The organism is Croceibacterium atlanticum, assembly GCF_001008165.2.
Classification (GTDB): domain Bacteria; phylum Pseudomonadota; class Alphaproteobacteria; order Sphingomonadales; family Sphingomonadaceae; genus Croceibacterium_C; species Croceibacterium_C atlanticum.
Genome location: NZ_CP011453.2, coordinates 1 through 26,797, shown reverse-complemented (window position 1 = coordinate 26,797; position 26,797 = coordinate 1). Strand labels below are relative to the sequence as shown.

Here is a 26,797-nt window from a genome sequence, read left to right as displayed (position 1 = left end):
CCGGGGCCGGATGGCCCCGCCCTCTTCACCCTGCCGGGCAAGCCATCAATATCGGCCGACCAGATTGATGAAAAAGCCCTTATTGTCATAATCCAGATCGGTCAGATCATCGCTGAAGCGGGTGAAATTATAGCCGATGCCGATGCGCAGATTACTGGCCACGTCGCGGTCTATCCCCACCAGCGCGCCGTGCCTGATCCCGCCATCGGCCACATCCAGCGCGCGATATTCGGCAAGGGCGTGCCATTTGGACAAAAGCTCGTACCGGACCTGCGCGGCGACGAAGGTGGTGGCTGAATCGAACCATTCGCCCGTGCCGCGCCCCATGCGCGCTTCCCCTTCCCGGCGGGCGATCTTGGCGGCAAATTCCCAGTAACGGTCAAGCCGGTGGACACCTTCCAGCGAAAGGACATGCGATCGCTGGTCATATTCCGCGCCGCCTTCCTGCCCCATCGTGGCGAGATCGTAGAGATAGGTATATCGGCCGAAAACGCCCCAGCGGGTGTTGTTCCAGGGCCGCCATGCGAAGCCCACATTGCCTTCCACGAACCGGGCCCCGGCCAGCGGATTGATCGCGTCCGTCGTGTCCGAATAATTGAAGCGGGCGGCCACGCGCCAGCTTTCGTCGATCCGGTGGGTGATGCGGTTGGTGGTGACCCATTGCCGGCGCCGTTCGGCCCCGGTGTCGCGCCGCCATTCCAGCTTGCTCTGCCAGTCCGTATCGGGCGAAGTGCGGCCCAGGCGCAGGCTGACGGCGCGCCGGTCCACAATGCCGCCCATCTGGTTGCGCAATTCCCCGGTCTGGATGGTGAAGCCCGTGCTCCACCCCCGCGCCGGGTAGAAATCCAGGCCATAGGTGTGGGCAAGGCCGGATTGGGCCGGTTCCTTCAGATACTGGCTTTCATTGAAGAGGTTTACCTGGTCCGAAACGCGCCAGCGCTGGCCCAGCGTCCAACCGTTGCGGCGATTGGGGTTGAGCAGGTTTTCATATTGCGTCGTATCGGTGGAATAGGTGTAGGCCCCGTACAGCGTATGATCCGGCGCCAGCCTGTATTCCGCATCCACCGTCGCCGCATCGCCCCGGTCGCCCGTGCTGATTTCCGCGCCGAGCGATGACTGGTCCCCCAGCAGATAGCGCCCGCCCGCCAGCACCATGTCATTGCTGCGATAACGGCCCGCATCGTCATCCAGCGTGAGCTGGCCCTGCGCATAGAGATCCAGAGCGGTGCCGATCCGGCGGCTGTATTTGACAGCGCCCAGCATACCGGCCGCATCCGCATAGGCGGAATTTTCCTCCACCCGGCGGATTTCGGCCGCGATGGCGTTCGCATCGTCAAGCCGCCAGTCCAGGCTCGCCTGTGCCTGAAGCAGGGAATCCGTCCCGCTTTCCGCCTTGCTGTAGCGCGCATAGACGCCCAGATTCGCCGCCAGCTGGCCCAGCACTTCGCCGCCATATTCGGTGGTGGGCAGGCCGTTATTGTAACGGCCCGTGGAATATCCGGCATCGGTTTCGCGCCACCATGCCCCCGCGCTCCAGTCCAGCGCCGTCAGGCCGAGTTCGGTGAAATTGGCCCGCGCTTCGATGGACCGGGCATCCCCTTCCTGCGGGCCGGTGGCCGCAAGGCGGGTGAAATCGAAACCGCCATTGGTGGAAAGGAAAGTCGGCGCGGCCAGCGCCTGCGTATGGGCGAATTCGCCCTTCAGATATGTGCCCCTGCCCGCCCGCAGGGTGATGTCCCCGCCATAGAGGGTGTAATCATCGCCCGCGCGGTTTTCATCCACATAGGTCGCGCCGATGCCGAGATGATCGCCCAGCCAGTGCTTGCCGCGGAAACCGGCCGTTATCTCGTCACTGTCGAAACTGCCGGGCAGCCATTCGTAATCGACGATCAGCCGCTGTTCAAACCCGTCCAGCGGGGCATCGCGGGTCAGCGACGGCGCATTTTCCCGCGTGATCTGGGCAAGCGGGCGGGTCAGGATGATGCGGCCCTGCAGCTCGTCAATCTCGTAATCCGCGCCGCGGGTCAGCTGGACCCGGTTTTCCGCGCGGCCCGTGGTCCGGTCCCTGATTTCCAGATAGACGATATCGGACCCCGGCAGCAGATCGGTATGGCGCAGGTAATAGAGGCTGCCGCCCGTGCCGATGAATTCATTATGCCCCGGCGCGGTTTGCGCCTGCGATCCGAAGACGCGCAGTTCCGATTGCGGATCGCCCCACGGATTATTGCCGTTGGAACGCCAGTTCAGCGCCGCGCCGTAGAGAGAGCGGATATATTGCGCGTAATCCGTGCCGGTGATGCCGGTCTGGTAATTGCCCCACAGCGCCTGGTTCTTGTCCCAATCGACGCGCAGATAGAACCGGCCCATCGTGTCCACATCGCGGTATGTGGTCGAATCGTCGCCATAGACGGGATAATAGAGATCGGGGTCGAGCCGCCGGAAAATATCCTGCGGATCGGCTTTCCCGAAACCCTTGAACAGGTCGCCAAGGTCGCGTTCCGTCGTGTCGGCCTGCGCCGTTATCAGATAACGCCCGCCCAGCTTGGACTTGAGATAGAAGGCCAGGCGCCCATCCGCCAGAATATCGTCATCGGCGCGCATATCCCCGGCAAACGGTTCCACCGAACCGGAAATATCGTTCTGCGAAATGGTCAGATCGGCAATGCCGACGCCGAAGAAATACCGGCCCGTCACATCAATATCGAGCCGGTGATGCTGCGCCGCTTCGCTGCCCGCGCCCTGAAGCGCAATGTCGAAAGCGTGGCGGCCGACGGGGGCGAGATATTCGGCGGCGAATTTGCGTTCCAGGTCAACCGGCCAGGATTCGCCATTGATGGCAAGCTGGGCACCGGGCGGGAGATTGCGCCCCTGGATACGGATCCGCGAACCGCGAATGGCGATATTCTGCTGGCGCAGCCCATTGCCGCTGAACACGTCGTTGATGAGGGCCTGCGTCCGCGCCTGTTCCGCGGTCAGCGCAGTGCCGAGCGATTTTTCCGCATCGCGGCGCAATATCTGGTTGTTGCGCGCCGCGTCTTCGGGCCGCACCAGTTGCAGGCGCCGCTGCACGGTTTCATCGAAAGCGCCATCTTCGCCATGGGCGCGCAGCACGTAGATCAGATCGTCCCCGGTGCGGAACCTGTATTTGCCGGGCAGCGCGCCGTCCCAGCTTGCCTGCGTGACGGCGGCCACGTCCAGCGGGATGACGGCCAGCGGTTCGATCAGATCGGCATCGGTGCTGCGATAGATGGAAATCTCCAGCTTGCGGATGAAGCCGGGATAATTGCCGCGCACGAAAAACCGCACCGGTTCGGTGATCCGCGTCCCGTCATAAGGGACCATTGACGGGGCCGAGACGGATAGTTCCGGCTGCCCCAGCGTGGGATCTTCCGTGGCCCAGATCACGCCGCCATCGGGCAGGCTGACAGAGAACTTGCCCAGTGCAGTCGCCTGGCCGGGCTGCCCTGCCGGTTCGGCGGCGATGGTCACGCGCCGGTCGGGCTGCAAGGCTTCTGACGGCGAATGCTGGCTGGTCCCGACCGTGGCAGGCTGGGCATAGCTGCGCGTGCGCAGGCGGAAGACGAGATCGCCATCATCGGTGCAGCCGTCTTCGGAACAGACAGTCGTATCGTCCCCGGCAAGGCCCGGATCGGATGCCGGAATGCGCTGGTCCTGCGCCAGCGCGGGCAGCGAGACACCGGACATCAGCGCCGCGAGGCCAAGATTCATCAGCTTGTTATTCATGATCCTGTCCCCCCTCACCCGGCCTGCCCGTCGGCCGGGGCCGCGGGGTCTTCGCTGCTGTCCACGCGGATTTTCGCGCGAATGTCGGGTGGGAGCTGGCTGGCGAGCGCTTCGTAAACCGCCCGCGCGCGGCGCATTCCCAGCGCGGTGTTATATTGGAAGGAACCGCGCAGATCGGTGTGGCCGATAATGGCCACCGCGCCGCCGCCTTCCCGTGCGAGCCGGGCGGCAACCCGGCCCAGCAGGGGGGCGAATTCGGGCCTGATTTGCGCGCTGTCCGTATCGAACAGCACCGTGCCCAGCAGCACGCCGCCTTCATCCACCCCGGCAATCAGCGAGGATGGATCATCCACCCTGCCCCGCGCGGTAATGGCGAGATTCCGCGCCGAGGCCGTATCCAGTTTGCGCAGGAGGATGGTCTTTACGGCCTCGGCGCGGTCGAAAGCCAGCGATGCATTCTCGCCATTGGCCTCGATCACGATCTCGCCACCCTGATATTTGCCGATTTCGGCCGCCATCCGGTCAATCGCGGGGAGATATTCCGCGCGGATTTCGGCGCTGCCGGGGGTGAAGATGGCCTGCCCCAGTTCCAGCTCCACCGTTTCGGTCCGCCCTTCCACCAGCGCGGGGGGCAGTTTCACGCCCCAGTCGAAACGGACCGGGATGCCCGGCGTAATGCGCCGCAGCAGCGGATTATCCGTGGTGAATTCGGCCCCGTCAGGCAGGGTGGACGGATCCACCTTCAGGATGAAATTGCGGCCCCGCGCCCAGGCTCCGCCCGGCACGGCGGCCAGGTGGTAACGGCCGAACTGGTCCGTCTCCATGACAAGACCTTCGACCGAGGCGATACGCACGCCGGGAATGCCGCGTTCGTCGATACCGTCATTCTCGATCACGTAATCGACGACATGGCCGCCTTCGCCCTGCGCGATCCGCCGTTCGACCCGCGGTTCCGCGCCGTTCAGCCCCTTTGCCGCATCGCCGCCCTTTTCCACGCTGGTCCGGCCCTGCGCATCCATGCGGATGGTCACGCCCTGCGCGCTGGTGAGGATGAAATCATCGGTGAAGGCCGCATCGGTCAGCCGCTGGCGGATCACGATCCGGTTCCTGCCCGCCGGATCGGCTTCGGACTGGCGCGCGGCAATGCCGCCAAGATCCATGCCGTGCAGCAAGGGCGCGCTGGCATCGGGCACGGGCACCATGCCCTGCCCCCGGTCGATCATGGTGGAACCGGGCACATAGGCGCCGGGCGCGAATCCGCCCCGCACATGCAGGCCGGAAAGCGCGGCGCTGTCCTGCCACCCGTCGCCGTCACGATCATCGAACAATGTGCCGAAGATCAATGTCTCGTCCACCAGCGGATCGCCCGCCAGTTCCACCCGCGCCGTGGCCGGATTGGAAACGGACACATCCTCCGCCGAATAGGCCTGCGCCTGGTTGACATGCGTGCCCGGACGGACACCCGCGCCAACCCGCATCAGATAGGCAAGCGTCGCCGTTTCCCCTGCCCGCACGTCAATTTCGCCAAAGCGCAGCGGCCCCTGGCCGGACAGGGTGGCGGCATTATCGCCATCCACCACTTGCAGCGAACCTTCGACATAGGTGAAGCCCGCGGGCGGCATGTCCATGATGCTGCCACCGATCAGGTCCCGCTCGCCCACATTCTCTATTGAAAGCGTGTAGCGCACCAGATCGCCGATCCTGACTTCACGCACCGCAGCCGTCTTGGCCAGTCGGATCAGGGGCAGCGCCACATTGTGCTCCGTCGCGCAGCTATTGCAGCCCGGCTCAGTCGTTCCGCCGCCGCCCGTGGCCGTCACCACATTGCGCACGGCATCGCCCGCGCTGTCATTGATCGTCGCGCCATAGGCCAGGCTGTGCGTGCCGGCAGGCGTCCCGGCGGGAAGCGTGCAGGTGATGATCCCCCCGGCCATTTCGCAGCCCGCCGGAATATCGGTGATGGTCAGGCCCGGATCGGGCGTGTCCACCAGCACCAGCGGTGCCGTGATGGCGCCATTGGCAATGGTTGCGACCAGCGCATAATTGACCGTCTGCCCCACCTGCACAGTCTCGCCCGCTGCCGGGTCAGAGGTTTTGGCGATGCTGATGACCGGCGCCGCCACCGGGTTTTCGGTGATGCAATCGCCCAGGCAGGCCGGATCGTCCCCGCCCGTGCCCAGCACGGCATTGGTGACGCTGCCCCCCGCCGCCGCATTGACGGTGGCGGTATAGGCAAGGCTGTAGGTCCCCGGCGCGGTCCCCGCCGGAAGCGTGCAGACCAGCGGATTGCCCGGCGTGCAGGTGAACACGCCTGCATCGGTGATCGCCACGAAGTCCAGTCCGGTGCCGAGAGTATCGGTCAGCGTCAGGGCATCCGTCAGCGCCGAATTCCCGACCGTGGCCGTCAGGGTGTAGCTGATGCTATCGCCCACCTGCACCTGCGCTGCGCTGCTGCTCTTGGAATAGGTGACGGTGCTGTCTTCGACCGTGGTTTCGGTGCCGCAATTCACCGTGCAGACCGGATTATCGCCGCCCGATCCGACCACGACATTGCTGACCGATCCGCTGGCCGATCCATTCACCGTGGCGGTGTAGGTGACGGCATAGCTGCCCGGCCCCGTCCCCGCAGGCAGGGTGAAGCGCACGACCGGCGCGCCGGACGCATCCACGCCATAGGCGCCCGCATCGGTCACGGCGGTAAAGTCCAGACCCGTGCCCAGCGTGTCGGTCAGCAGCACCAGGTCCGAAGTCGTCATGGAATTGGCGATGGTAGTCGTCAGCGTGAAGCTGATCACATCGCCCACGCTGACCGGGCCTGCCGTGCTGGCCGTCTTGGCATAGCTGACCGCAGGCGCGATTACCGGCGTGTCGATATTGCAATCGCCCAGGCAGGCCGGATCGTCCCCGCCTGTGCCCAGCACGGCATTGTTGACGCTGCCCGTGGCGCTGGCGTTCACCTCTGCATTGTAGGTCAGGCTGTAGGTCCCCGGCGCAGTCCCCGCCGGAAGCGTGCAGACCAGCGGGTTGCCCGGCGTGCAGGTGAAGGCGCCCGCATCGGTGACACTGCCGAAATCCAGCCCCGTGCCGAGCGTATCGGTCAGCGTCAGGACGTTATTCGTCGCCGCATTGGCGACGGTCGCACTCAGCGTATAGGTGACGGTCGGATCCTCAACCGCGGTTTGGGTGCCGCAATTGACGGTACAGGTCGGATCGTCATCCCCGGTGCCGACAACGGCATTGCTGACCGACCCGCTGGCCGATCCATTCACGGTCGCGGTGTAGCTTACCTCGTAAGTGCCCGGCGCAGTGCCCGCAGGCAGGGTGAATTCGACCACCGGCGCGCCCGAGGCATCCACGCCATAGGCGCCCGCATCGGTGACGGCGGTGAAGTCCAGCCCGCTGCCCAGCGTATCGGCCAGCACCACATCTCCCGTGGTCTGCGAATTCGCCACGATGGTGCTGATCGTATAGGTGATGACATCGCCCGCGCTGACCGGCCCGGCCGTGCTGGCCGTCTTGGCATAGGTGACGCCCGGCGCGACGACGGACGTATCGGTATCGCAATCGCCGGAACATGTGGCATCATCGCCGCCCGTGCCGACCACGGCATTGCTGACCGCGCCCGATGCATCGGCAGTGACCGTGGCGGTATAGACAGCGTCATAAGTGCCCGGCCCGGTTCCGGCAGGCAGGGTGAATTCGACAACCGGCGCACCCGAAGCATCCACGCCATAGGCCCCGGCATCGGTGACGGCGGTAAAATCCAGCCCCGCGCCCAGAGTATCGGTCAGCAGCACGATATCCGATGTCGTCATGGAATTGGCGATCGTGGTGCGCAGGGTGAAGGTGATGACATCGCCCGCGCTGACCGGCCCGGCCGTATCCGCGAATTTGGCATAGGCGACTGCCGGCTCATCAACCGTGGTTGTGGTATCGCAACTGCCCAGGCAGGCCGGATCATCGCCGCCCGTGCCCAGCACGGCATTGGTCACGCTGCCGGTGGCCGCCGCATTCACCGTGGCCGTATATGCCAGGCTGTAAGTCCCCACGGCAGTCCCCGCCGGAAGCGTGCAGGACAGCGGGTTGCCCGGCGTGCAGGTGAACACGCCCGCATTGGTGACACTGCCGAAATCCAGCCCCGTGCCCAGCGTATCGGTCAGCGTCAGGTCATCGGTGGTCTGGGAATTGGTGACGGTCGCACTCAGCGTATAGGTGATGGTATCGCCCACGCTGACATTGGTTGCGCTGGTGCTCTTGGCATAAGTGACCTGCGAAGGCGTGACATTGGTCGCCGTATCGCAAGTGCCGTCGCAGCCCGGATCGTCATCCCCGGTGCCGACCACGGCATTGGTGACGCTGCCCGTCGCATCGTCATTGACCGTGGCGGTATAGGTCATGTCGTAAGTGCCGACCGGCGTTCCGGCGGCCAGCGTGCAGATCAGCGGATTGGCCGCATTGCAGGTGAACACACCCGCATCGGTGACGGCAGTGAAATCCAGCCCCGTGCCCAGAGTATCGGTCAGCGTGACAATGCCCGTGGTGGGCGAATTCGCCACGGTGACGCTCAGCGTATAGTCCAGCACATCGCCCACGGCGACTGTCGCCCCCGGCGCGCTGACGCTCTTGCCATAAGTCACGACCGGATCCGCGACGGTGGTTTCCGTGCCGCAGGCGGTGGTGCATGTGGGATTGTCCGGCCCCGATCCGACCACGACATTGCTGACCGACCCGGTCGCATCCGGCGCGACGATGGCGGTGTAGCTGACGGAATAGCTGCCCGGCCCCGTTCCGGCAGGCAGGGTGAATTCGATCACCGGATCGCCGGTGCTATCCACGCCATAGATGCCCGCATCGGTCACGGCGGTGAAATCCAGCCCCGTGCCCAGCGTATCGGTCAGCAGTACGATATCCGACGTGATCAGCGAATTGGTGATCGTGGTCGTCAGCGTGAAAGTGATTATATCGCCGGTGGAAACCGGGCCTGCCGTGTCGGCACTCTTGGCGAAGGTCACATCCGGGGCGACAACGGGCGTGTCCGTATCGCAAGTGCCGGAACAGCTGGGATCATCCCCGCCCGTGCCGACCACGGCATTGGTCACGCTGCCGGTCGCGCTGGCATTCACCGTGGCGGTATATGCCAGGCTGTAAGTGCCCACCGCCGTCCCTGACGGGAGCGTGCAGACCAGCGGGCTGCCCGGCGTGCAGGTGAAGGCGCCCGCATTGGTGACGGCGGTGAAATCCAGCCCGCTGCCCAGCGTATCGGTCAGCGTCAGATCGTCGGTCGTGGGTGAATGGAACACGCGGGCCGTCAGCGTATAGGTAATCACATCGCCGACCGCGGCATTGGTCGCCGTCGTGGACTTGGCATAGGTGACGGCCGGCGCCACCGGCGTGACCACGCATTGGCCCGAAGGGCAGGAGGGAACCGGCCCGTCCGGATGGCGGGCGATATTGGTAATCCGGGTCAGCGTGGATGGCAGCGGATCGTCAATCCGGGTCATGAGCAGGACGGAGAGCGAACCGCCCGGTGGAATGGACAGGTTGGTCCATTCCACATTGCTGCCGTTCAAAATGCCGCCACCCGTCGCCATGACCAGGCTCGTATTGGGGTCCAGCGTATCGATGACATCATAGCCGCTTACCGCGACACTGCCATTATTGGTTACGGTGATCCGGTAAGTCAGCTGCTCGCCCGGCTCCGCCAGGTTTGCCAGAACGCCGTTCTCGCCGATCAGTGTTTTCGTAACCACGACCCCGGCATCCACATCGGTTGCGCTATTGTTGGTCAGATCGGTTTCAAGCGCGGTACCGGGCGCCGTGACGGTGGCGATATTGGTGAGATCGCCCGAATAGCCCGCCGGTATCTGCAATGTCATGGAGAAGGTGACGGAAGCGCCCACCGGCAGATCCACCGTCCGCCCCGAAATGGCGCCGCTGCCACTCGCCTGCCCGCAGGCCCCGCCGCCAGTGGCGCCGCCGCAGGTCCAGCTTGCCGAACTTATCCCGGCCGGAAGCGGATCGTCCACCACGGCGCCCTGGACGCCGAAGGGGCCGCTATTGCTGACCACGATTTCGTAAGTCGTGCTGGACCCGGCGGTGTAGAAATCCGTGCTGTCCGTCTTGGTGATGGCCAGATCCGTGCCGAATTGCAGCGGCGTGCTATAACATTTGGCGCCGTCATTATTGCCGTGCTGGGGGAGGACGAAATCAGCGTGGCCGCGCCCGTCTGCAGGTTGAACTGATAGAAGCCGCCGCCATTATTGATGCCGAAGACGCCGTTGGATGCGCTGACCATGCCGCCGAACTGGGCGCTGATGCCCGTGGGGCCGATATCCTGCACCTGCCCAGTGGACGGGTCGATCGAATAAAAAACGTCGATGTTTGCATCATGCGAATAGAGGCGGCCATTATACCAGGCCAGGTCCAACGAGGTGCGTGGCAGGGAAAGATTGATGCGCGCCGCAAGCCTGGTGGCAAGATTGACCCGGTAGATCGCCTGGTCGCTGGCCAGCTGGTATTTGAGATAGTAGAATCCGTCGGCTCCGATTTCACCGGACACGGGATAGCCGCTTGGAACATTGATGTTCCCGCCCAAAATCGTTCCCAGGACCTGGACCACGCCATTGCTGCCGATCCGCAAAAGACGAATATTGGAACCGCTGGGCCGGTCGACGCCGTAAATGTAATTGTCAGCCGGGTTGAACGCGATTGTATTATAGGTCCTGCTGTGGGCAGGGCCGATATTGGGATAGGTGAAGGGATTGGTGGACGTATCCACCTGGAAAAGCTGCGTCGGATTATTCTGGGCCAGGAACACGCCGGGCGTGCAGCCCGGGAATGGCGGCGGGGTGGACTGGGCAAATGCCGGCGCGGGAACCGCCAGCAATTGCACCAGCACGATCGCAACGGTCAGGAACGGGGCAAGGAAAGCGGCGCATCTTGTCGCAATACGAGACAGCGCATTATCCGGGTCTGGACCGGCTCCCCGAAGAGTCGGTCCTTCAGCAACGTAACCCATCACGCTCCCCATGAATCTTATCGTTCGATCCATGAGGATCCACATCAAGATGATGTGAAATGCGTTAACAAAAAGCTAATGACTTGACGGGGATCAATGCTGTTAGCGCTTTATCCTTCGATGAATTGGTAAAATTCACCCAGGCGCCGGGAACCATTTGGGCAGGCAGAATCGTTATACGCCAGTCATTTCCAGAAGGATGCCGCCGCATATCCCGTCCTGAAACATGAAAGCGCAAGAAAATGGCAAAAGGGGTGCATGATAAGCGTTATCAGAAACTTCTCGCCGCACTGATCGCTGCGCGCCAGGATCGGGGCATGTCACAATCCGAACTGGCAAGCCGCCTGGGCCGTCCCCAGCAATTCGTTTCCCGCTACGAACTGTCCAAGCGAAGGCTCGACATCATCGAATATGTCGACGTAGCCCAGAATCTCGACCTCGACCCCCCGGCCGAACTGGGCAAGATCCTGTAACTTCGCGATAGGCCACGCCGATCCGGCGGTGGGCGGTGTTGCGGCGGCGCAGCAGGGTGCGCACGTAATCGCCCGCCTCGCCTTCGCTGGGGAAGGACAGGCGGCGGGACTGGCCGCGTGTGCCGATCCTGCCCCAGTCCACCTGGACGATGATTTCCCCGAACAGCCCCGCCGTGGCGACGATTTCATATCTGCGCGCCACGTTCCGCGCCGGATCGACGGCGCGCAGATGCACGGCAAATCCGGGCGGGACATCGGGCGGAAGCGGGATCATGGGGCGATTCTGTTGGATCGCGGAATCCCGGTCCAACGCGGAAATTGAATCAATACCGCGCCATTGATTCAGCCGGTCGATAAGCGGCGGCAGGCGGGTGACAGGCCGCCCTGCCCTGCGATATCAACGGCTTTCCACGCCCCCTCGCACCCCCGCCGCCCGCCAAACCAATCGACGCAGCAGGATAGATCATGCGGTTCATTCACACGGCTGACTGGCAGCTTGGCAAACCCTTTGGCGGTTTCGACGCGGAAACGCGCAATGCGCTGACGGAAGCGCGTTTCGATGCGATTGACGCGGTGGGCAAGGCGGCGGCGGCGCATAATGCGCAGCACGTGCTGGTGGCGGGCGACGTGTTCGACACGGAAGGGCCGGATGAACGCACCATCGTGCAGGCGCTGGCGCGGATGGAACGCTATGCCTGCAAATGGTGGCTGCTGCCCGGCAATCATGATTTCGCCCGCAATGGCGGCTTGTGGGACCGGGTCCGCAAACGCGCCGGGGGCCGGGTTGCCGTGCTGGCCAGCCACGATCCGGTGGAAATGGAAGATGGCGTGTGGCTGTTGCCCGCCCCATTGCTACACCGGCACATGGTGGATGATCCCACCGCGGCGTGGGACGATATGGAAACGCCGGGCGCGCGGCTGCGGATCGGGCTGGCGCACGGGTCCATCCGCGATTTCGGCACCAGCGGGGAAGCGCCCAACCTGATCGCGCCGGACAGGGCGCGGCGCGCCCGCCTGGATTATCTGGCGCTGGGGGACTGGCACGGCCATCTGGGCGTGGATGATCGCACATGGTATTCCGGCACGCCTGAAACCGACCGTTTCCAGCGGGACGAGCCGGGCCATTGCCTGCAAGTGGAACTGGCCGAAGGCGCGGCGCCGCGCGTCACGCCGGTAAGAACCGGGCGTTACCAATGGCTTGCCCGCAGCTGGACAGTCAGCGATGCCGCCGGTTTCCGCGCCGAATGCGATCGGCTGCTGGGCGATTGCACCCCTTCGGACACGCTGTTGCGGCTGAACCTGGCCGGGCTGGTGCCGCTGGCGGACCGTGTCAGCATGATCGGCCATATCGAAGATGATCTGCGGCATTTGCTGCGCCATCTGGAAATCCGCGATGGCGATCTGGTGGCCCGCCCCAGCGAGGATGATCTGGCCGCGCTGGATGCCGAAGGGATGCTGGGCCGCGCCGCCGCGATCCTGAAGGAACGGGCGGAGGCAGGCGGCAGCGAATCCGCCCTCGCCCGCCGGGCGCTGGAACGGCTATTCGTCGAAATCGCGCGGCAGGGGGCGTGACATGGGGCTGGTGCTGAACCGCATCGCGATAGAGAATTTCCGCAAGTTCCGGGATCGGCAGGAAATCACCGGGCTGACCGATGGGCTGAATGTCATCGTCGAACCGAATGAAACCGGCAAATCCACCCTGATGGAGGCGGTGCGCGCCGCCCTGTTCCTGCGCCACGGATCGAAAACGCAGCTGATCAAGTCCTTCCAGCCATATGGCGATGCCGTGGCCCCGCAGGTGGAACTGGATTTCACGATTGACGGCGCGCCCTATCGCCTCGTCAAACGCTTCCTCTCCCGCCCGGTGGCGGAACTGGAAGGCCCGGACGGGCGCCAGCATGGCGATGCCGCGGAAGAGGCGCTACAAAGCCTGCTGGGCTTTGAAAAACAGTCCAGCGGGCTGGATTCCACCTCCCTTGGCACTCTGGGCCTGCTCTGGGTTCCGCAGACGGAAGGGCTGGATCTCGTCCCGCCCGGCGACAAGGTGCGCGAAGGGATTGGCGGCGCGCTGGAAGGGCAGGCCGATGCGCTGCTGGGTTCCGCCATGTTCGACCGCGTGCGCGACAGGATAGAGGCGGAATATACGCGGTTCCGCACGGCCCGCGCGGGCAGCAGCACTGGCGAACTGAAACAGGCCGAAGCGCGGTTGGAAGAAGCCGAAGCCGCGCTGAAAGAGGCGCAGCAGCGCGAAAGCGCACTGGAAGCCGCCTATGCCGAACTGGAACAGGCGCGCGGGCAATTGGCGCTGGTGGCGGGCGAACTGGCCGATCCGGGCGATATGGAACAGCGGGAAAAGCTGGCCGGAGACCTTGAACTGGCCAGGGGCGCAGCGCAGCGGCTCGAAACCGAACAGGCGCGCCATGCCGGTGCCGCCGCGCGGGTGGAAAAGCTGGAGGATCTGCACCGCCGGCACGATCAGGCGCGCAGGCTGGTGACGGAAAGCGAGGCGGAGCTGAAAAGGCGCAAGGCCGATCACGCCATTCTGGCCGATGGGCTGGCCAATGCACGGCGCAAGGCGGCGGAAACGGGCGCCGCGCTGGATGAATGCCGCAGGGCCCGCAATGAAGCGCGCAAGGCGCTGGACGCCGCGCAGAAGCAGGAGGCGCGCCGCCGGGAACGCGCCGATATCGAACGGGCGCGGCAACGCCATGCAGGCCTGCTGAAACTGGAAGAACAGCGCGCCCAATTTGCCCGCATTGCCAGAACCGCCGTGCCCGCATCCGCCTTCACCGATCTGGAACGGATCGAAGCGGCGATAGACCAGGAACGCGCGGTCTTGCAGGCGGGCGGCGTGCGGATTGCCTTCAGCGGTTCCGCCAATGTCACGCTGGATGGTGAAAATCTGGCCGAAGGGGAAACCACGCTGACCCGCGAAGCGCGCATCGCGCTGGCCGATGGCAGCGAAATCCGCATCCACCCGCCCGCCAACCTCGCCGGGGCGGAATATCGCCTGGAAGATGCCCGCGCCCGCCATGCCGCCCTGCTGGAAGAATTGCAGGCCGGATCGCTGGCCGAATTGCGCAGCCGGGACCGGGCAGCCCGCGATGCGGCGGTGGAATTGCAGGGCATCGGCAAACAGATCGAGGCATTGACGGCGGCCGACGAAACGCTGGGCATCGCCGCCGGGGCGGAGGCGCTTAAACTCTTCATCGCCGAATTGCCGGAAGGCGCGGACCCTGCCGAAGAGGATGGCGGGAAGACCCCTCCCCTCCCCGAATTGCAGCAGGCGCTGGAAGAAAGCGAAACCGCCCTCGCCCGGGCCGAGGAATTCAACCAGTCCGCGCTGGACGAATTGCGGACGGCGGAAAAGGACGAAATGGCCGGCTCCGTCCGCACGAGCCAGGCGGAAGGCGAATTTGCGCGCGGCCAGCGCGACCTGGCGGAGATAGAGGCGCTGGCCGAATTCGCCACGCTGGCGGATGACTTGCCCGAAGCGCGCGCCGATCTCGCCCGGAAGGCGGCGGCGCTGGAAGAGGCACGGCGCAATGCCGCCGCGCTGGATGCGGATGCGATCCGGCGGCGGATGGAGATGCTGGACCGGCGGCGCGAAGGGGCCGCGCGGCGCAAGGCGGAACTCGACCAGGAAATTGCCCGGCTCGAAACCCGGATCGAAACGGAAGGCGGGCGCGGTCTGGCCGAACGCACTGCCACGGCCCGCGACGAACAGGCCGCCGCCGCCGCCGCACTGGCGCGGATGACGGACGAGGCGGAAACGCTGGCCCTGCTGCGCGATGTGCTGGGCGAAGCGCGGGAAGAAGTATCGCGGAGCATGGTCGGCCCGGTGGCGGAACGGGCGCGCCGCTATACACAGCGGATCCTGCCCGGATGCGATCCGATATTCGGGTCCGACCTCGGCATGGCGGCAATCCGCCGCGCCAGCGGGGAAGAGGATTGCAATCTCCTGTCGCAGGGCACGCAGGAACAGCTTGCCGTCCTCTCCCGCCTCGCCTTTGCCGAATTGCTGCGCGAGGAAGGGCGGCCCGTTTCGCTGATGCTGGACGATCCGCTGGTCTATTCCGACGATGTCCGCCTGGACGCGATGATAGACCTGCTGGAAGAAGCATCGCGCGACATGCAGATCATCGTCCTCACCTGCCGCGAACGCGCCTTCCGCGCCGCACCGGGCAAACGGCTGCGGTTGCTTGATGCGGTGTGAGCGAACCGATGTGGTTATACGCGCTTATTCATCCGGTTGAAAGCTCGCCAGGAATCCGCTGATGAATACTGCCGCAGCTATCAGCAGGCCGGTTTTGCTGAAGACGGCCAGCGGCCCCTTCACCACCATGAGACCGAGCCAGGTGAGCGTGCCGATCTGGGTGCCAACCACGCCGATGGCATAGGCGATAAAACTCGGGCTGCATGTATGCTTCTTCGGTGCCATGCCGGTCCTCCGTAACAGGTCTACCGCCCGGCAGCCCCCTTGCCCGATTACCAACAGCATGCCGGGACGACAAATCCGGTCGTACCTCCCCCTCCCCTGCGCGCGCAAAGGTTTGAGCGGTTAGTAATTAAGTTGGCGGAACCAAAGGAGCCAAGTGACGCATAAACGATCCCACTGCATCAAAGACAGCCTTGGCTTCAACGTCGGTGTATGTCTTCTTGGGATGCATGGTGCTGTTCCGCCACGCCTGTTTAACGTGATAAAGGTGGCTATGCGCTTCTGACCAAGCGTCGCGATCAGGGCCTTTGGGTAGCTTCTCAACCTTACCGCTGATTTCGCTTAGCAGTTTGCCCCATTCCTTCTCAACATTGAGTATCCCTAAGCGTCCTGCCATCTGGCGAACGGCAAGTTCCATCGCACGCATTAGATGGAAGATGCACGCCGTCGAACGCCCTAGGGCAAGGCACTTGGATGCCTCTTCAATGTCCTCAATCGCCTCGGGGAAGGTGTCAATGACCTCGGCTCCAAACCCGCCCGACGCTTCTGAGTAAAGGTGCGCGAGTTCAGGACGAAGGACATAAACCTTCTTTGATGCAATCTCGTCGCTGAATGTCTGATTCAATTGAGCGCCATAGTCGATCAGGCGATCCACCAAATGCCGCGGCAATGTAAATCCGCGGGCAGTATCCTGGAGCTGATTAAGGACGTAAGCTACCCGTCCCGCTGCCGCCTGGGTCATCGACAAACCGACGTTCTCAGCTTCCGCCACAATCAGATGAATTGATGCGGTTAAAAGTAAGATCGGCTCACGATTTTCAAAACAGACCGTTTCAACCTCACGCGGGCAAAGCTCGGATTCGTGGCGTAGTTTCTCGCAAATCAGAGCAACATTAGCGGCTGAAGCCAACAGGTTATGGGCTTGTAGTTGGATCACGTACCAGCGGCTCACGATTCGGTTGGGCGTCAGCATCTAACACCACCCGTCCGGCTTAGTTACGCATTATATAATGGCGCCTTGCGGCGAGGGCAAAACACGGGCGGCACGCGCCCATCCACCCTTCCCCCAAAACCGCAGGGCTTCATGACGGGTTAGAGGGGTTAAAGGGCAAGTTAGAAAGGTTAGGCGGGCGGATATGGGCTGCGAATCGCGCTTGTCCGGCGATTCGCGGGTTTTGGCTGTTCCGGAAGTGTCGAATGGCTGTTCCCGAAAGATCGTTGGCAGCGTTCCCGATGGATCGACGCTGCGTTCCTGAAATGTCGTCTGGCGTTCCCGTTGTGTCGAAGCTGCTGGCTGGCCGGTGTTTTGAGTGGCGGAATTGAATCACTTCTTTCAGGGTGGCCGGGAAAAAGCTTCAAAAGCGGATGCGGTCTGCGCGGATTTTCCGGGCGATGTTGGAAATTCGACACTTCGGGAACGCCCCCCTCGATAGCCCGGCCCCTGACGGCCCGCATATCGGGGCCGGAACCTGTCAGCCGCGCAGCTGGTGGCGGTGTTTTTCGTGGTGGCGGCGGACCCAACCGATAAAGGCCTTCTGCCAATTGGCGGGCGTGCGTTCGCTATCGGCGGCGACCCAGCGTTCAAAATCGGCATGGAGCGCGTAGAGATCCCAACCCGGGCATTTCTCGCGCAGATGTTCGATCGTCTCGTCCGTCATGAAGCCGCGCGTCGTCTTGTCCGACAGGCCGACAAGGGTGGACCGGACGAGGCTGGACGCATCGACCAGATCTTCCTGCCCTGCCGCGCTCTCCTCAGCGCCCTGCGCCCCGGTTTGCGTGCCCTGCCCTGCACCCTTGCTCGCACGCCCCTGCTTGCGTTTCCCCGGGGAAACAGGGCGCGCCTGCGGGGCATCGGGCGTGTCCGGCGCGGCGCCCGGCGTGGCGCCCGGCGCGGCGGTGGCGAGATCGGGTTCCGCCCCGTCCTTGCCGTCTTCCCGCGTCATGCGCAGCATGGGTTCGCCATCGCGGGCGGAGGTTTCGACTGAAAGCCGGTATCCGGGCAGCGTGTTCTTTTCCGCCAGCTTCAATATCTCGAACTTGAAGCGGCGATATTGCCCTTCCGCCCCGGATTTTTCGAACAGGACGGGCATGGATATGGCAAAGCCGCCCTCCCCCGCGCCGCCTGCATGTTTGCGCGCCACGCGGTACAGCCAGCGTTCCCGCCCGCCGCTGATATCGAAATAGGCGCGGTCGATGGAAAGCACCCCGCCCTTCATCGTCACGCCTTCCCAGAACCAGTTGGACAGTTCCAGCGTCATGCCCCGGCTGCGTTCGGTTTCTTCATCCACCAGCTGGGTCCAGCCATCCAGCCAGGAGAAGGTCGCCTCCCGCCGTTTCTCGGCGCGGATATTGGTCTTGATCGTGGTGGATACGAGCCGGTCCAGCGCCTGCCCCAGCAATTCATAGGACCGGCCCGTGGTCGGGCGGCCAATGGCGCGCAGCAGATCATAGGGCATGATGTGCAGCTTGCGCGGCACGTCGTTCACGCCGCGCCGGGCCATGTCCGCCAACATGCTGGCGCAATAGATCAATATGTCGGCATCCCAGATCGTGGCCATGCCGTAATCGGGATTGGCGCTGACATGGACCCATAATTTGCCATCGGGCGCGGTGTAATCGATCGGCTTCACGCGCTTGGACTTGGACAGCGAGAAGAAGGGCCGTTCCATCATCTCGCGCTGATCGCGCAGGGGCAGATCGGCAAGATAGGGCAGGAACAGGTCGAACTGTTCGTTCACGGCGCGGCGGCTTGCGCGGCTCATGCATGTCCCCCCATCGGCAGTGCCTGTTCAGGCCGGTGTTTCCCCGGGGAAACATTGCGTGTTTTCCCCGCCGAGGCGTATCGCCAGGGCAGCGATGTTTTCCCGGGGAAACAGGAAGAACCGGCCAAGGTGGGGAGGGCGTCCATCAGCGTTGCAGGCCGCGGCCTTCCTCCTCCAGCGCATAGAGCGCATCCTGCAACCGGTTCAGCAAGTCCTTGTCGGAAAGGCCGTGGCCGGAATGGAGCCGCAATGTCACGCCCTGCCTGTTGCTGCTCTGCACCGTCACGGCGGGGCGGCCATGCGCCCCTTCCAGCACCAGCTTTTCCGGCTTGTCCGATGTCTGCCCGGCGGCAAGCAGGCGGGCGATGACTTCGGCAGAGGGGAGGGCGGGCGCGCCATTTTCCCGCTGCTGTTGCTGCTGTTTCGCGATCTTCGCCGCTTCGCGCCTGATGGCGGCTGCGCGGTCCTTGTCATCCAGTGCCTGTGCCAGCGGATAGGCGGGCTTCAGCTGCACGTCTGCGGGGGAGGAAAAGGCTTCCACCACGCCATCGGGTATCTTCGCCACCTTCAGCATCTTGGACAGCCAGCCCTTGGACAGTTTCAGCCGTTCGGCCATCCGCGTCAGGTGATTGTCGTAATGGGTTTTCAGCGCGGCGGCATAATTGCGCGCGCGTTCCAGGTCGGACACGTCCTTGCGCGCGCGGTTTTCCAGGTCGGCCAGGCGGAAGGCCGCCTCGTCATCCATTTCCACGGCCTGCGCCAGGAACTTCATGTCCGGATAGGAATGGGCGCGCAGCCAGCTGATCGACCAGTGGCGGCGCGTGCCCGCGATCACTTCATAATCGTGATCGGGATCGTCCTTCGCCTTGCGCACGATGGCCGGCACTTTCTGCCCGCCTTCGGCGATGATGGAATCGATCAGTTCGCGGCAGCTTTCCTCGCTCAGATGCTGATAGGACCGGGCATTGCCTTCCCACACGCGCACCCGCGCCGGGTCCAGCAGCAATTGCGTGACCTGCCGCACCTCGCCGCTGGCGACGCGGGCAATCGCGCTCTGCCGGCCGAGCAAGGTGGTGCCGCGCGCCCGTTCCGCCCGCAAAGCGGCGGGGGAGGGGGGCGGCGTGTCCGCTTCGGCCGGGGCCGGGCCGGAAGATGAGGCGGGGCCATTGGAAGGGGAGGGGGAGGGCGCCGCGCCATTGGCGGGGGCGTCCGTATCCTCGTCCTCTGCCAGCAGGGCGGCGAGATAATCTTTCTGTTTCCGGGCCATTCAGGCGGTCCTTCCTGCGCGATCACGGGGCTGTTCCCGAAGGATCGAAGCGGGGTGGCAATCCGATGCGGAGTAGGAAAGTGATTTTTTAGCCATTGACGACCAGTTCCTCGTCCACATTTTCCACCCGGCCCCAGCCATTGCGGACCAGCTGTTCGATCTGGCCCATCGCCTCGTCCAGATTGGCCTTGCAGCGTTTGTGCGTGCGGGCCGTGCCGATCGGCTTTTCCAGTTCGTAAACCGTCATCATCCGCATGGCGGCGTGGCTGATTTCCGCGCTTTCCAGAATATGCACCGGCAGCAGGGCAGGGCCGAAGCTCTGTTCCATGATCGCCCGCACCATGTCATGGCTGGGATCGCCGGGATCGAACTTGGAACAGATCAGCCGGACGAAGCTGTAATCCACCTGCACCCCCGCTTCGATCAGCTGTTGCAGCACCTGGTCCATCATCGAAAGAAACTGCACGGTGGAACAGAAATCCGGCGTGGTCGCCGCCAGCGGCACCAGCAGCGCATTGGCCGCCTGCATCACCGCCAGGCTGATCGTGCCCAGCGCAGGGGGCGGGTCCAGAATGACCACGTCATAATTGCGGGCAAGGTCATTAAGCCCTTGTTTTAATTTGCGAAAACGTGCCGCAAGCACGCTTTCCCCATCGGCCCCGGCCGCCGCCAGTTCATATTCCACATCGAACAGTTCGAGATTGGAAGGGATCAGGTCCACATTGGGCCAGGGCGTGCGCATCACCGCGTAAAGCAGGTCCGCCTGGGTCGGGTCGATCGACAGATAGGGATACAGCGTTTCTTCGCGCGTGATGTTGAAATGCGGGTTGAAGCCGAACAGCGTGGTCGTGGTGGCCTGGCTGTCGCAATCCACCACCAGCACGCGATAACCCTGCACGGCGAAATAATGGGCGAGGTGGGTGGTGACGGTGGATTTGCCCACGCCGCCCTTGAAATTCTGCACCGCGATCATGGCGGGCACGTCATTTTCGGCCCGGCGCGGCGAAGCGCCCAGCACTTCGCGCATATTCAGCAATTCCTCGACCGTATAGCCGAGCCTGCGCCCGTTTTCGCCTGCGGGGGGAGGGGGCAGGCGGCCGTCTTCTTCCGCCATGCGGATGCGATTGGTCGAACAATCAAGCAATTGCGCCGCCTCGGCAATGCCGAAGCGCACATTCAACCCCTTGCGGCTTTCGGGCAAAAAGGCTCTCTTGCGAAGCCGCTCGATCATCCTCTCCCCATTTTGAGCGAGATCGCCGATTTGGGAGACGATTGAATGCGGATCGGTCATATCAGTGCGCCTTGAAGGAGTTTCAGGCGCTTTCTACCGAAATTGCTTCAATTGGTAAATAGCGGCCCTTCGCGCCTCCCTTGGCGGGCGCCATCTCACACCTCTTGGCGCTTTTCATTGACTCATCCGGGGCAAAGCGATGGTATGCCGGGCCAGCTTGCAGGCCTTGGCAAGATATGGCGCAGGCCAGTATGATCGGGCGCATCGATCAATACATATTGATAAATTGATTTTGGCAATCAGAACCCTGCGTTATCCTGTCATTGTTTGTTAAACCTGCGGCAGCACTCTGGCGAAATACGATGCCCAGTAGAGGGCCCAGGAGAGGAGAAGCGCAATGAACGAGATGGCGAAGCAACCGGGCAAATGCCCCGTGGTGCATGGCGGCATGACCTCCGCCGGCGTGTCCAACATGGAATGGTGGCCGCAGGCGCTCAATCTGGGCATTCTCAGCCAGCATGACACGAAGACCAACCCGATGGGGAAGGGCTTCGATTATCGCAAGGAACTGGAGAAGCTCGACTTCGAAGCTCTCAAGCAGGACATGCGTGACCTGATGACCGACAGCCAGGACTGGTGGCCGGCTGACTGGGGCCATTATGGCGGCCTGATGATCCGCATGGCCTGGCATTCGGCAGGTTCCTATCGCGTCGCGGACGGGCGCGGCGGTGGCGGCACCGGCAATCAGCGTTTTGCGCCGCTCAATTCCTGGCCCGACAATGTCAGCCTGGACAAGGCGCGCCGCCTGCTGTGGCCGATCAAGAAGAAATACGGCAACAAGGTGAGCTGGGCGGACCTGATTATCCTGGCCGGCAATATCGCCTATGAAACCATGGGGCTGAAAACATTCGGCTTCGGCTTCGGGCGCGAGGATATCTGGGGGCCGGAGCTGGACACATATTGGGGTTCGGAAAAGGAATGGCTTGCCCCCAGTGGCAGCGAAGGCAGCCGCTATTCCGGCGAACGCGACCTGGAAAATCCGCTTGCCGCGGTGATGATGGGCCTGATCTACGTCAATCCCGAAGGCGTTGACGGCCATCCCGATCCGCTGAAGACCGCGCAGGACGTGCGCGTCACCTTTGCCCGCATGGCAATGAATGACGAGGAAACCGTTGCGCTTACCGCGGGCGGGCATACCGTCGGCAAATGTCACGGCAATGGCGATGCCAGCACGCTGGGCCCCGATCCGGAAGCTGTCGGCGTGGAGGCGCAGGGCTTCGGCTGGGCCAATTCCACCGGCAAGGGCTTTGGCCCCGACACGGTCACCAGCGGTATCGAAGGCGCGTGGACGACCAATCCCACTGTCTTCGACATGGGTTATTTCGACATGCTGCTGGATCACGAGTGGGAGCTGAAGAAGAGCCCCGCCGGCGCCTGGCAGTGGGAACCTGTCCAGATCGCGGAGGAAGACAGGCCGCTCGATGTCGAAAACCCGTCGATCCGCCACAATCCGATCATGACCGATGCGGACATGGCGATGAAGGTGGACCCGTCCTATCGCGAGATCATGGAAAGGTTCCGCGCCGATCCGGCCTATTTCAAGGACACGTTCGCGCGGGCATGGTTCAAGCTGACCCATCGCGACATGGGGCCGCGGGCCCGCTATGTCGGCCCGGACGTGCCTTCGGAAGAGCTGATCTGGCAGGACCCGGTCCCGGCCGGTTCGACAAGCTATGACGTGGCAGGCGCCAAGGCGAAGATCGCGGCCAGCGGCCTGTCGATCGGCGAAATGGTTTCAACCGCCTGGGACAGTGCACGCACGTTCCGCGGTTCGGATCTGCGGGGCGGCGCCAATGGCGCGCGCATCCGCCTGGAACCGATGAAGGGCTGGGAAGGCAATGAGCCGGATCGCCTGGCGAAAGTGCTGGCCGTGCTGGAACCCATCGCAGCCGAAACGGGCGCCAGCATTGCGGATATCATCGTGCTGGCCGGCAATGTCGGTGTCGAAAAGGCGGCCAAGGCAGCCGGTTTCGACATTGCCGTCCCCTTCGCCCCCGGCCGCGGTGACGCGACCCAGGAGATGACGGACCGCGAGAGTTTCGAGCCGCTGGAACCGATCCATGACGGCTACCGCAACTGGCTCCAGAAAGACTATGTCGTCAGTTCAGCGGAACTCATGCTCGACCGCACCCAGCTCATGGGGCTGACCGCGCCGGAAATGACCGTGCTGGTCGGCGGGATGCGTATGCTCGGCACCAATCACGGCGGCACGAAGCACGGCGTGTTCACTGACCGCGAAGGCGCGCTGACGAATGATTTCTTCGTCAACCTGGTGGACATGGCCAATCGCTGGAACAAGGTGGAAGATAATCTCTATGAAATTATCGATCGCAAGTCCGGCGAAACGAAATGGACCGCGACGGAACTCGATCTCACCTTCGGTTCCAATTCGATCCTGCGGGCCTATGCGGAAGTCTATGCCCAGGACGACAATGCGGAGAAGTTCGTGAAAGACTTCGTCGCAGCCTGGGTAAAAGTGATGAATGCCGATCGGTTCGACCTGGACTGATCCCGCATCGGAAGACCGGCGCTGCCTTCAGCCTGTGCGCTGAAGCAGCGCCGGCGCTTCTCCCGACCGGCGGGACTGTTCGCTGCATTCCGGAGCCGGCCCCCTTGCAACCTGCCTGTCGCCTTCGTCCCGGCATTCGCCTCCAGTCGTGGGCGGATTTGCCGCCTATTCGATTTATTTGGCGTTATTCATTTTAGCGCACGGCATCGAACCGGCAGGTGGATTTCTGGCTTGAATCCGCCAGTTTCCGGCAGCCCCCGCGGAAATGGTCCGACCATTAAATTCATTTGCGCGCTAACCGTGGCGCAGTTACGTATGTGCAATACGCACGGGCGAAGATGCGTGGTGGATGAGAGGGCTGATATTGGCCAGGCTGGTCGGGCGGGCGCAGGCTCGTGCCATGAAATCGCGATTTCCCGATCTTTCAAAGACCGCGTTCTGATGTCTGTTTCCAAAGGCAATACCGCTCGGAACGGTTCCTGAAGCCTTGCGAAGTCGGCCAAGAATAAAGCGATAGGTGGGGAAGATTCATGAACGCAGCAACCTCGGGCAGCAAGCGCCACACGGGGAAAAGGGGCATGAGGTCAGGCTTCCGCCATCCCGGATGCTGATCGGTGGCGAATGGGTCGAAAGCGCAGACGGCCAGACAATCGATGTCGAGGATCCCGCGACCACGCAGGTGTTCACGCGTGTGCCGGGCGGTTCCGCCGAAGACATCGACCGCGCGGTCAAAGCAGCGCGTCGGGCATTCGAATCCCGTAGCTGGGCGCGCATGCGCCCGCTGGATCGCGGCAAGATCATCGAGAATATCGCGCGCAAGATCGAAGAAAACGGGCACGAACTTGCGCTTCTGGAGAGCTATGACAACGGCAAGACGGTGCATCATGCGCTGAGTGTCGACGTGCCGGCCGCGGTGGATATTTTCCGTTACATGGCGGGCTGGACCTCCAAGATCGGCGGCAGGTCAACCCGATCTCCGGCGATGGGCAGCAATATCACAGCTATTCCATTCGCGAGCCGGTTGGCGTTGTCGGGCAGATCGTCCCCTGGAACTATCCGCTGGCAATGGCTGCATGGAAGATTGCGCCGGCGCTGGCTGCCGGCTGCACCATCGTTCTCAAGCCGTCGGAACTCACCCCGCTGACTGCATTGCGCCTCGCCGAGCTGGCGCTTGAGGCAGGGCTGCCCGAAGGCGTGCTGAATGTCGTGACCGGGTATGGTCAGGATGCGGGGCAGGCACTTGTCGAACACCCTGGTGTCGACAAATTGCCTTCACCGGATCAACCCGGGTCGGCAAGCAGATCGTGCGTATGGCGGCCGACGATTTGAAGCGCGTGACGTTGGAACTGGGCGGCAAGTCGCCGTCGCTGATCTTTGCCGATGCGGATCTTGAAAAGGCAACGCTTGGGGCAGCGCTCGCGATCTTCTTCAATTCGGGGCAAGTGTGTCTCGCGGCTTCGCGCCTGTTCGTCGAGCGGTCGGTCTATGATGAAGTGGTCGAGGGTGTCGCCAGGGCTGCGCAGAGCTTCAAGCTTGGCCATGGACGTGATCCCGACACGATGCTGGGCCCGCTTGTATCCCGTACGCAGCAAATCCGCGTGCTCGATTACATCGAGCAGGGGCGCCAGTGCGGTGCCGAAGTCGTCACCGGCGGCGGAACGGGCGGGAAGAAAGGATATTTCGTCGAACCGACGATCTCGCCAATCCGTCACCGGATGCCAGCATCGTGCGAGAAGAAATATTCGGGCCTGTTCTGGTCGCAACTCCCTTCGACGATGTCGAGGAAGTCGTAAAGGCGGCGAACGACACGCGCTATGGACTGGCCGCCAATATCTGGACCCGGGATCTTTCGCGCGCCCATCTGACGGCCCGGAAGCTCCAAGCGGGGGTCGTGTGGATCAACACGCACGGAATGAACGATCCGTCCGCGCCTTTCGGCGGCGTGAAGGAATCGGGCTGGGGCCGCGAAGTCGGCGAAGAAGGGCTGCTGCATTATACCGAGACGAAAACCGTGACAGCCTTGCTGGGCGAATGATGCGCCTGCCTGCCTGCGATCCATTCGCGCAGGCAATGGCCCGTGGTGACGAACGAAGAGATGGCCGCGCCAATATGATGGCCGCGCCGATATGAATGTTACGCGTCAAAGCGCGCTTGGGAGGACAGGATGAAGGCAGCCATTCTCAACAATCTGGACGGGACGTTCCAGATCGAGGAAATAGAAATCGACGAACCGCGCGATCACGAGGTTCTGGTTGAAGTGAAGGCTTCGGGGTTGTGCCATTCGGACCTTCACTTTGCCGAAACGGATTTCGGCGTGCCGCTGCCGGCGGTGCTGGGGCATGAACTGGCAGGCGTGGTAATCGCCATCGGCCCGGAAGTGCGCGAATTCGAGATCGGCGACCATGTCGTTGGTTCGCTGATCCAGTTCTGCGGGCACTGCAAGGCCTGTCAGGCCGGCCGCACCTGGCAATGCACCCGGCCCGAGCAGACGCTACGCGCGGATGAGGGCGATCATCCGCGCCTGTGCCGGCACGGCGCGCCCGTTACCCAGGTTTTCGGGACCGGTGCCTTTGCCGAAAAGGCGCTGGTGCATGAAACCAGCTTGCCAAGGTTCCCAGGGAACTGCCTTTCGCGCAGGCTTCTCTGCTCGGTTGCGGCACGATCACCGGGGCGGGCGCGGCAATTAACACCGCTTCGGTCCGGCCCGGCGACACAGTGGCCGTGATCGGCATTGGCGGCGTGGGCCTGAATGTTATTTCAGGTGCGAAACTGGCAGGTGCGGGCCGCATCATTGCGGTCGACATGCAATCAAAGAAAGAGGAACTGGCCCGCCGATTTGGCGCAACTGACTTCATCGACGCATCCACGAGCGATAGCGTCGAAGCGGTTCGCAGCCTGATCCCTGGCGGCGTGGACCATGTGTTCGAGGTGGTCGGCATCAAGTCCACGTCCGAGCAGGCGATCCGGATGGCCCGCAAGGGCGGGGTGCCTATCTGATTGGCGTCCACGCGCCGACATCGACGATCGACGTCAATGTCACGGTCGACCTTCTGACCAACCAGGTCGACATTCGCGGCGTCTATATGGGTTCGACGAATATCAAGCACGACATCCCGATGTATGCCGAGCTTTACCTGCAGGGTAAGCTCAATCTCGACGACCTGATTTCGCGCGAGATCGGGATTGGCGAGATCAACGATGCCTATGCAGAGTTGAAGGGCGGCGCGATTGCACGCAGCGTCATCACCTCGTTCTGAGGGCTGCCGAAAACAGGTAAAAGAAAAGGAGCGGCGCC

13 protein-coding genes and 3 pseudogenes are annotated in these 26,797 nt (G+C 63.2%); 6 read left to right on the top strand and 10 right to left on the bottom strand.

The window, feature by feature from the left end:
- Positions 1-45: 45 nt before the first annotated feature.
- From WYH_RS16110 to WYH_RS17415, 4 genes and pseudogenes are all read right to left on the bottom strand, one after another.
- Positions 46-3,744: an RHS repeat domain-containing protein gene (locus WYH_RS16110; protein ID WP_046905296.1), complete on the bottom strand. Its 3,699-nt coding sequence runs from the start codon at positions 3,742-3,744 to the stop codon at positions 46-48.
- A 14-nt stretch (positions 3,745-3,758) separates the two neighbouring features.
- Positions 3,759-4,262: an OmpA family protein gene (locus WYH_RS17420; RefSeq protein WP_425304764.1), complete on the bottom strand. Its 504-nt coding sequence runs from the start codon at positions 4,260-4,262 to the stop codon at positions 3,759-3,761.
- An 888-nt stretch (positions 4,263-5,150) separates the two neighbouring features.
- A pseudogene (locus WYH_RS16105) lies at positions 5,151-9,821 on the bottom strand (beta strand repeat-containing protein); the annotation flags it as partial.
- Positions 9,743-10,762, bottom strand: a complete 1,020-nt coding sequence (locus WYH_RS17415) for a DUF6923 family protein (protein ID WP_156320214.1) — start codon at positions 10,760-10,762, stop codon at positions 9,743-9,745. The gene WYH_RS17415 and the pseudogene WYH_RS16105, both read right to left, overlap by 79 nt.
- Before the next feature lie 242 nt (positions 10,763-11,004).
- On the opposite strand from WYH_RS17415, the gene WYH_RS16095 reads away from it, so the two are divergent.
- Positions 11,005-11,235 carry a helix-turn-helix domain-containing protein gene (locus WYH_RS16095; RefSeq protein ID WP_046905294.1) on the top strand — a complete coding sequence of 77 codons (231 nt, stop codon included), beginning with the start codon at positions 11,005-11,007 and terminating at the stop codon, positions 11,233-11,235.
- Here WYH_RS16095 and WYH_RS16715 read toward each other — a convergent pair.
- Positions 11,165-11,509, bottom strand: coding sequence for a WGR domain-containing protein (locus WYH_RS16715; RefSeq protein ID WP_082348127.1), 345 nt, complete (start codon positions 11,507-11,509; stop codon positions 11,165-11,167). The two genes, WYH_RS16095 and WYH_RS16715, sit on opposite strands and share 71 nt — an antisense overlap.
- 191 nt (positions 11,510-11,700) lie before the next feature.
- Between WYH_RS16715 and WYH_RS16085 the strand changes: the two genes are divergently transcribed.
- Positions 11,701-12,807 (top strand): metallophosphoesterase family protein, encoded by a 1,107-nt coding sequence (locus tag WYH_RS16085; RefSeq protein WP_046905292.1) that lies wholly within the window; start codon positions 11,701-11,703, stop codon positions 12,805-12,807.
- Between the two features lies 1 nt (position 12,808).
- A complete protein-coding gene (locus tag WYH_RS16080; protein WP_046905291.1) occupies positions 12,809-15,451 on the top strand; it encodes an AAA family ATPase in 2,643 nt (880 codons plus the stop codon).
- 24 nt (positions 15,452-15,475) lie between these two features.
- Here the strand turns inward: WYH_RS16080 and WYH_RS16075 are convergent, their stop codons facing one another.
- The 5 genes from WYH_RS16075 to WYH_RS16055 all read right to left on the bottom strand — a co-directional run bounded on the left by WYH_RS16075 (position 15,476) and on the right by WYH_RS16055 (position 20,993).
- Entirely contained in the window at positions 15,476-15,676 is a 201-nt protein-coding gene (locus WYH_RS16075) for a hypothetical protein (protein ID WP_046905290.1), read from the bottom strand.
- A 127-nt stretch (positions 15,677-15,803) separates the two neighbouring features.
- Positions 15,804-16,646, bottom strand: a complete 843-nt coding sequence (locus WYH_RS16070) for a hypothetical protein (protein WP_046905289.1) — start codon at positions 16,644-16,646, stop codon at positions 15,804-15,806.
- Positions 16,647-17,145: 499 nt separating this feature from the next.
- Positions 17,146-18,435, bottom strand: a complete 1,290-nt coding sequence (locus WYH_RS16065; RefSeq protein ID WP_046905288.1) for a replication initiator protein A — start codon at positions 18,433-18,435, stop codon at positions 17,146-17,148.
- Between the two features lie 145 nt (positions 18,436-18,580).
- Positions 18,581-19,702, bottom strand: a complete 1,122-nt coding sequence (locus WYH_RS16060; protein ID WP_046905287.1) for a ParB/RepB/Spo0J family partition protein — start codon at positions 19,700-19,702, stop codon at positions 18,581-18,583.
- An 88-nt stretch (positions 19,703-19,790) separates the two neighbouring features.
- Complete coding sequence (locus tag WYH_RS16055; protein ID WP_046905286.1) at positions 19,791-20,993, bottom strand: AAA family ATPase; 1,203 nt, start codon at positions 20,991-20,993, stop codon at positions 19,791-19,793.
- A 337-nt stretch (positions 20,994-21,330) separates the two neighbouring features.
- On the opposite strand from WYH_RS16055, the gene katG reads away from it, so the two are divergent.
- The 3 genes and pseudogenes from katG (at position 21,331) to WYH_RS17405 (ending at position 26,759) form a co-directional block, all read left to right on the top strand.
- On the top strand, positions 21,331-23,502 hold the full coding sequence (gene katG / locus WYH_RS16050) for a catalase/peroxidase HPI (protein ID WP_046905285.1): 2,172 nt from the start codon (positions 21,331-21,333) through the stop codon (positions 23,500-23,502).
- A gap of 604 nt (positions 23,503-24,106) precedes the next feature.
- A pseudogene (locus tag WYH_RS17410) lies at positions 24,107-25,537 on the top strand (aldehyde dehydrogenase family protein).
- A gap of 129 nt (positions 25,538-25,666) precedes the next feature.
- Positions 25,667-26,759, top strand: a pseudogene (locus WYH_RS17405) (Zn-dependent alcohol dehydrogenase).
- Positions 26,760-26,797 lie beyond the last annotated feature (38 nt).

Excerpts from the sequence above, each read along its gene's own strand:
- WYH_RS16110 (WP_046905296.1), bottom strand. The coding sequence starts at position 3,744 with ATGAATAACAAGCTGATGAATCTTGGCCTCGCGGCGCTGATGTCCGGT.
- WYH_RS17420 (WP_425304764.1), bottom strand. The coding sequence starts at position 4,262 with ATGGCGGCCGAAATCGGCAAATATCAGGGTGGCGAGATCGTGATCGAG.
- WYH_RS17415 (WP_156320214.1), bottom strand. The coding sequence starts at position 10,762 with ATGGGTTACGTTGCTGAAGGACCGACTCTTCGGGGAGCCGGTCCAGAC.
- WYH_RS16095 (WP_046905294.1), top strand. The coding sequence starts at position 11,005 with ATGGCAAAAGGGGTGCATGATAAGCGTTATCAGAAACTTCTCGCCGCA.
- WYH_RS16715 (WP_082348127.1), bottom strand. The coding sequence starts at position 11,509 with ATGATCCCGCTTCCGCCCGATGTCCCGCCCGGATTTGCCGTGCATCTG.
- WYH_RS16085 (WP_046905292.1), top strand. The coding sequence starts at position 11,701 with ATGCGGTTCATTCACACGGCTGACTGGCAGCTTGGCAAACCCTTTGGC.
- WYH_RS16080 (WP_046905291.1), top strand. The coding sequence starts at position 12,809 with ATGGGGCTGGTGCTGAACCGCATCGCGATAGAGAATTTCCGCAAGTTC.
- WYH_RS16075 (WP_046905290.1), bottom strand. The coding sequence starts at position 15,676 with ATGGCACCGAAGAAGCATACATGCAGCCCGAGTTTTATCGCCTATGCC.
- WYH_RS16070 (WP_046905289.1), bottom strand. The coding sequence starts at position 16,646 with ATGCTGACGCCCAACCGAATCGTGAGCCGCTGGTACGTGATCCAACTA.
- WYH_RS16065 (WP_046905288.1), bottom strand. The coding sequence starts at position 18,435 with ATGAGCCGCGCAAGCCGCCGCGCCGTGAACGAACAGTTCGACCTGTTC.
- WYH_RS16060 (WP_046905287.1), bottom strand. The coding sequence starts at position 19,702 with ATGGCCCGGAAACAGAAAGATTATCTCGCCGCCCTGCTGGCAGAGGAC.
- WYH_RS16055 (WP_046905286.1), bottom strand. The coding sequence starts at position 20,993 with ATGACCGATCCGCATTCAATCGTCTCCCAAATCGGCGATCTCGCTCAA.
- katG (WP_046905285.1), top strand. The coding sequence starts at position 21,331 with ATGAACGAGATGGCGAAGCAACCGGGCAAATGCCCCGTGGTGCATGGC.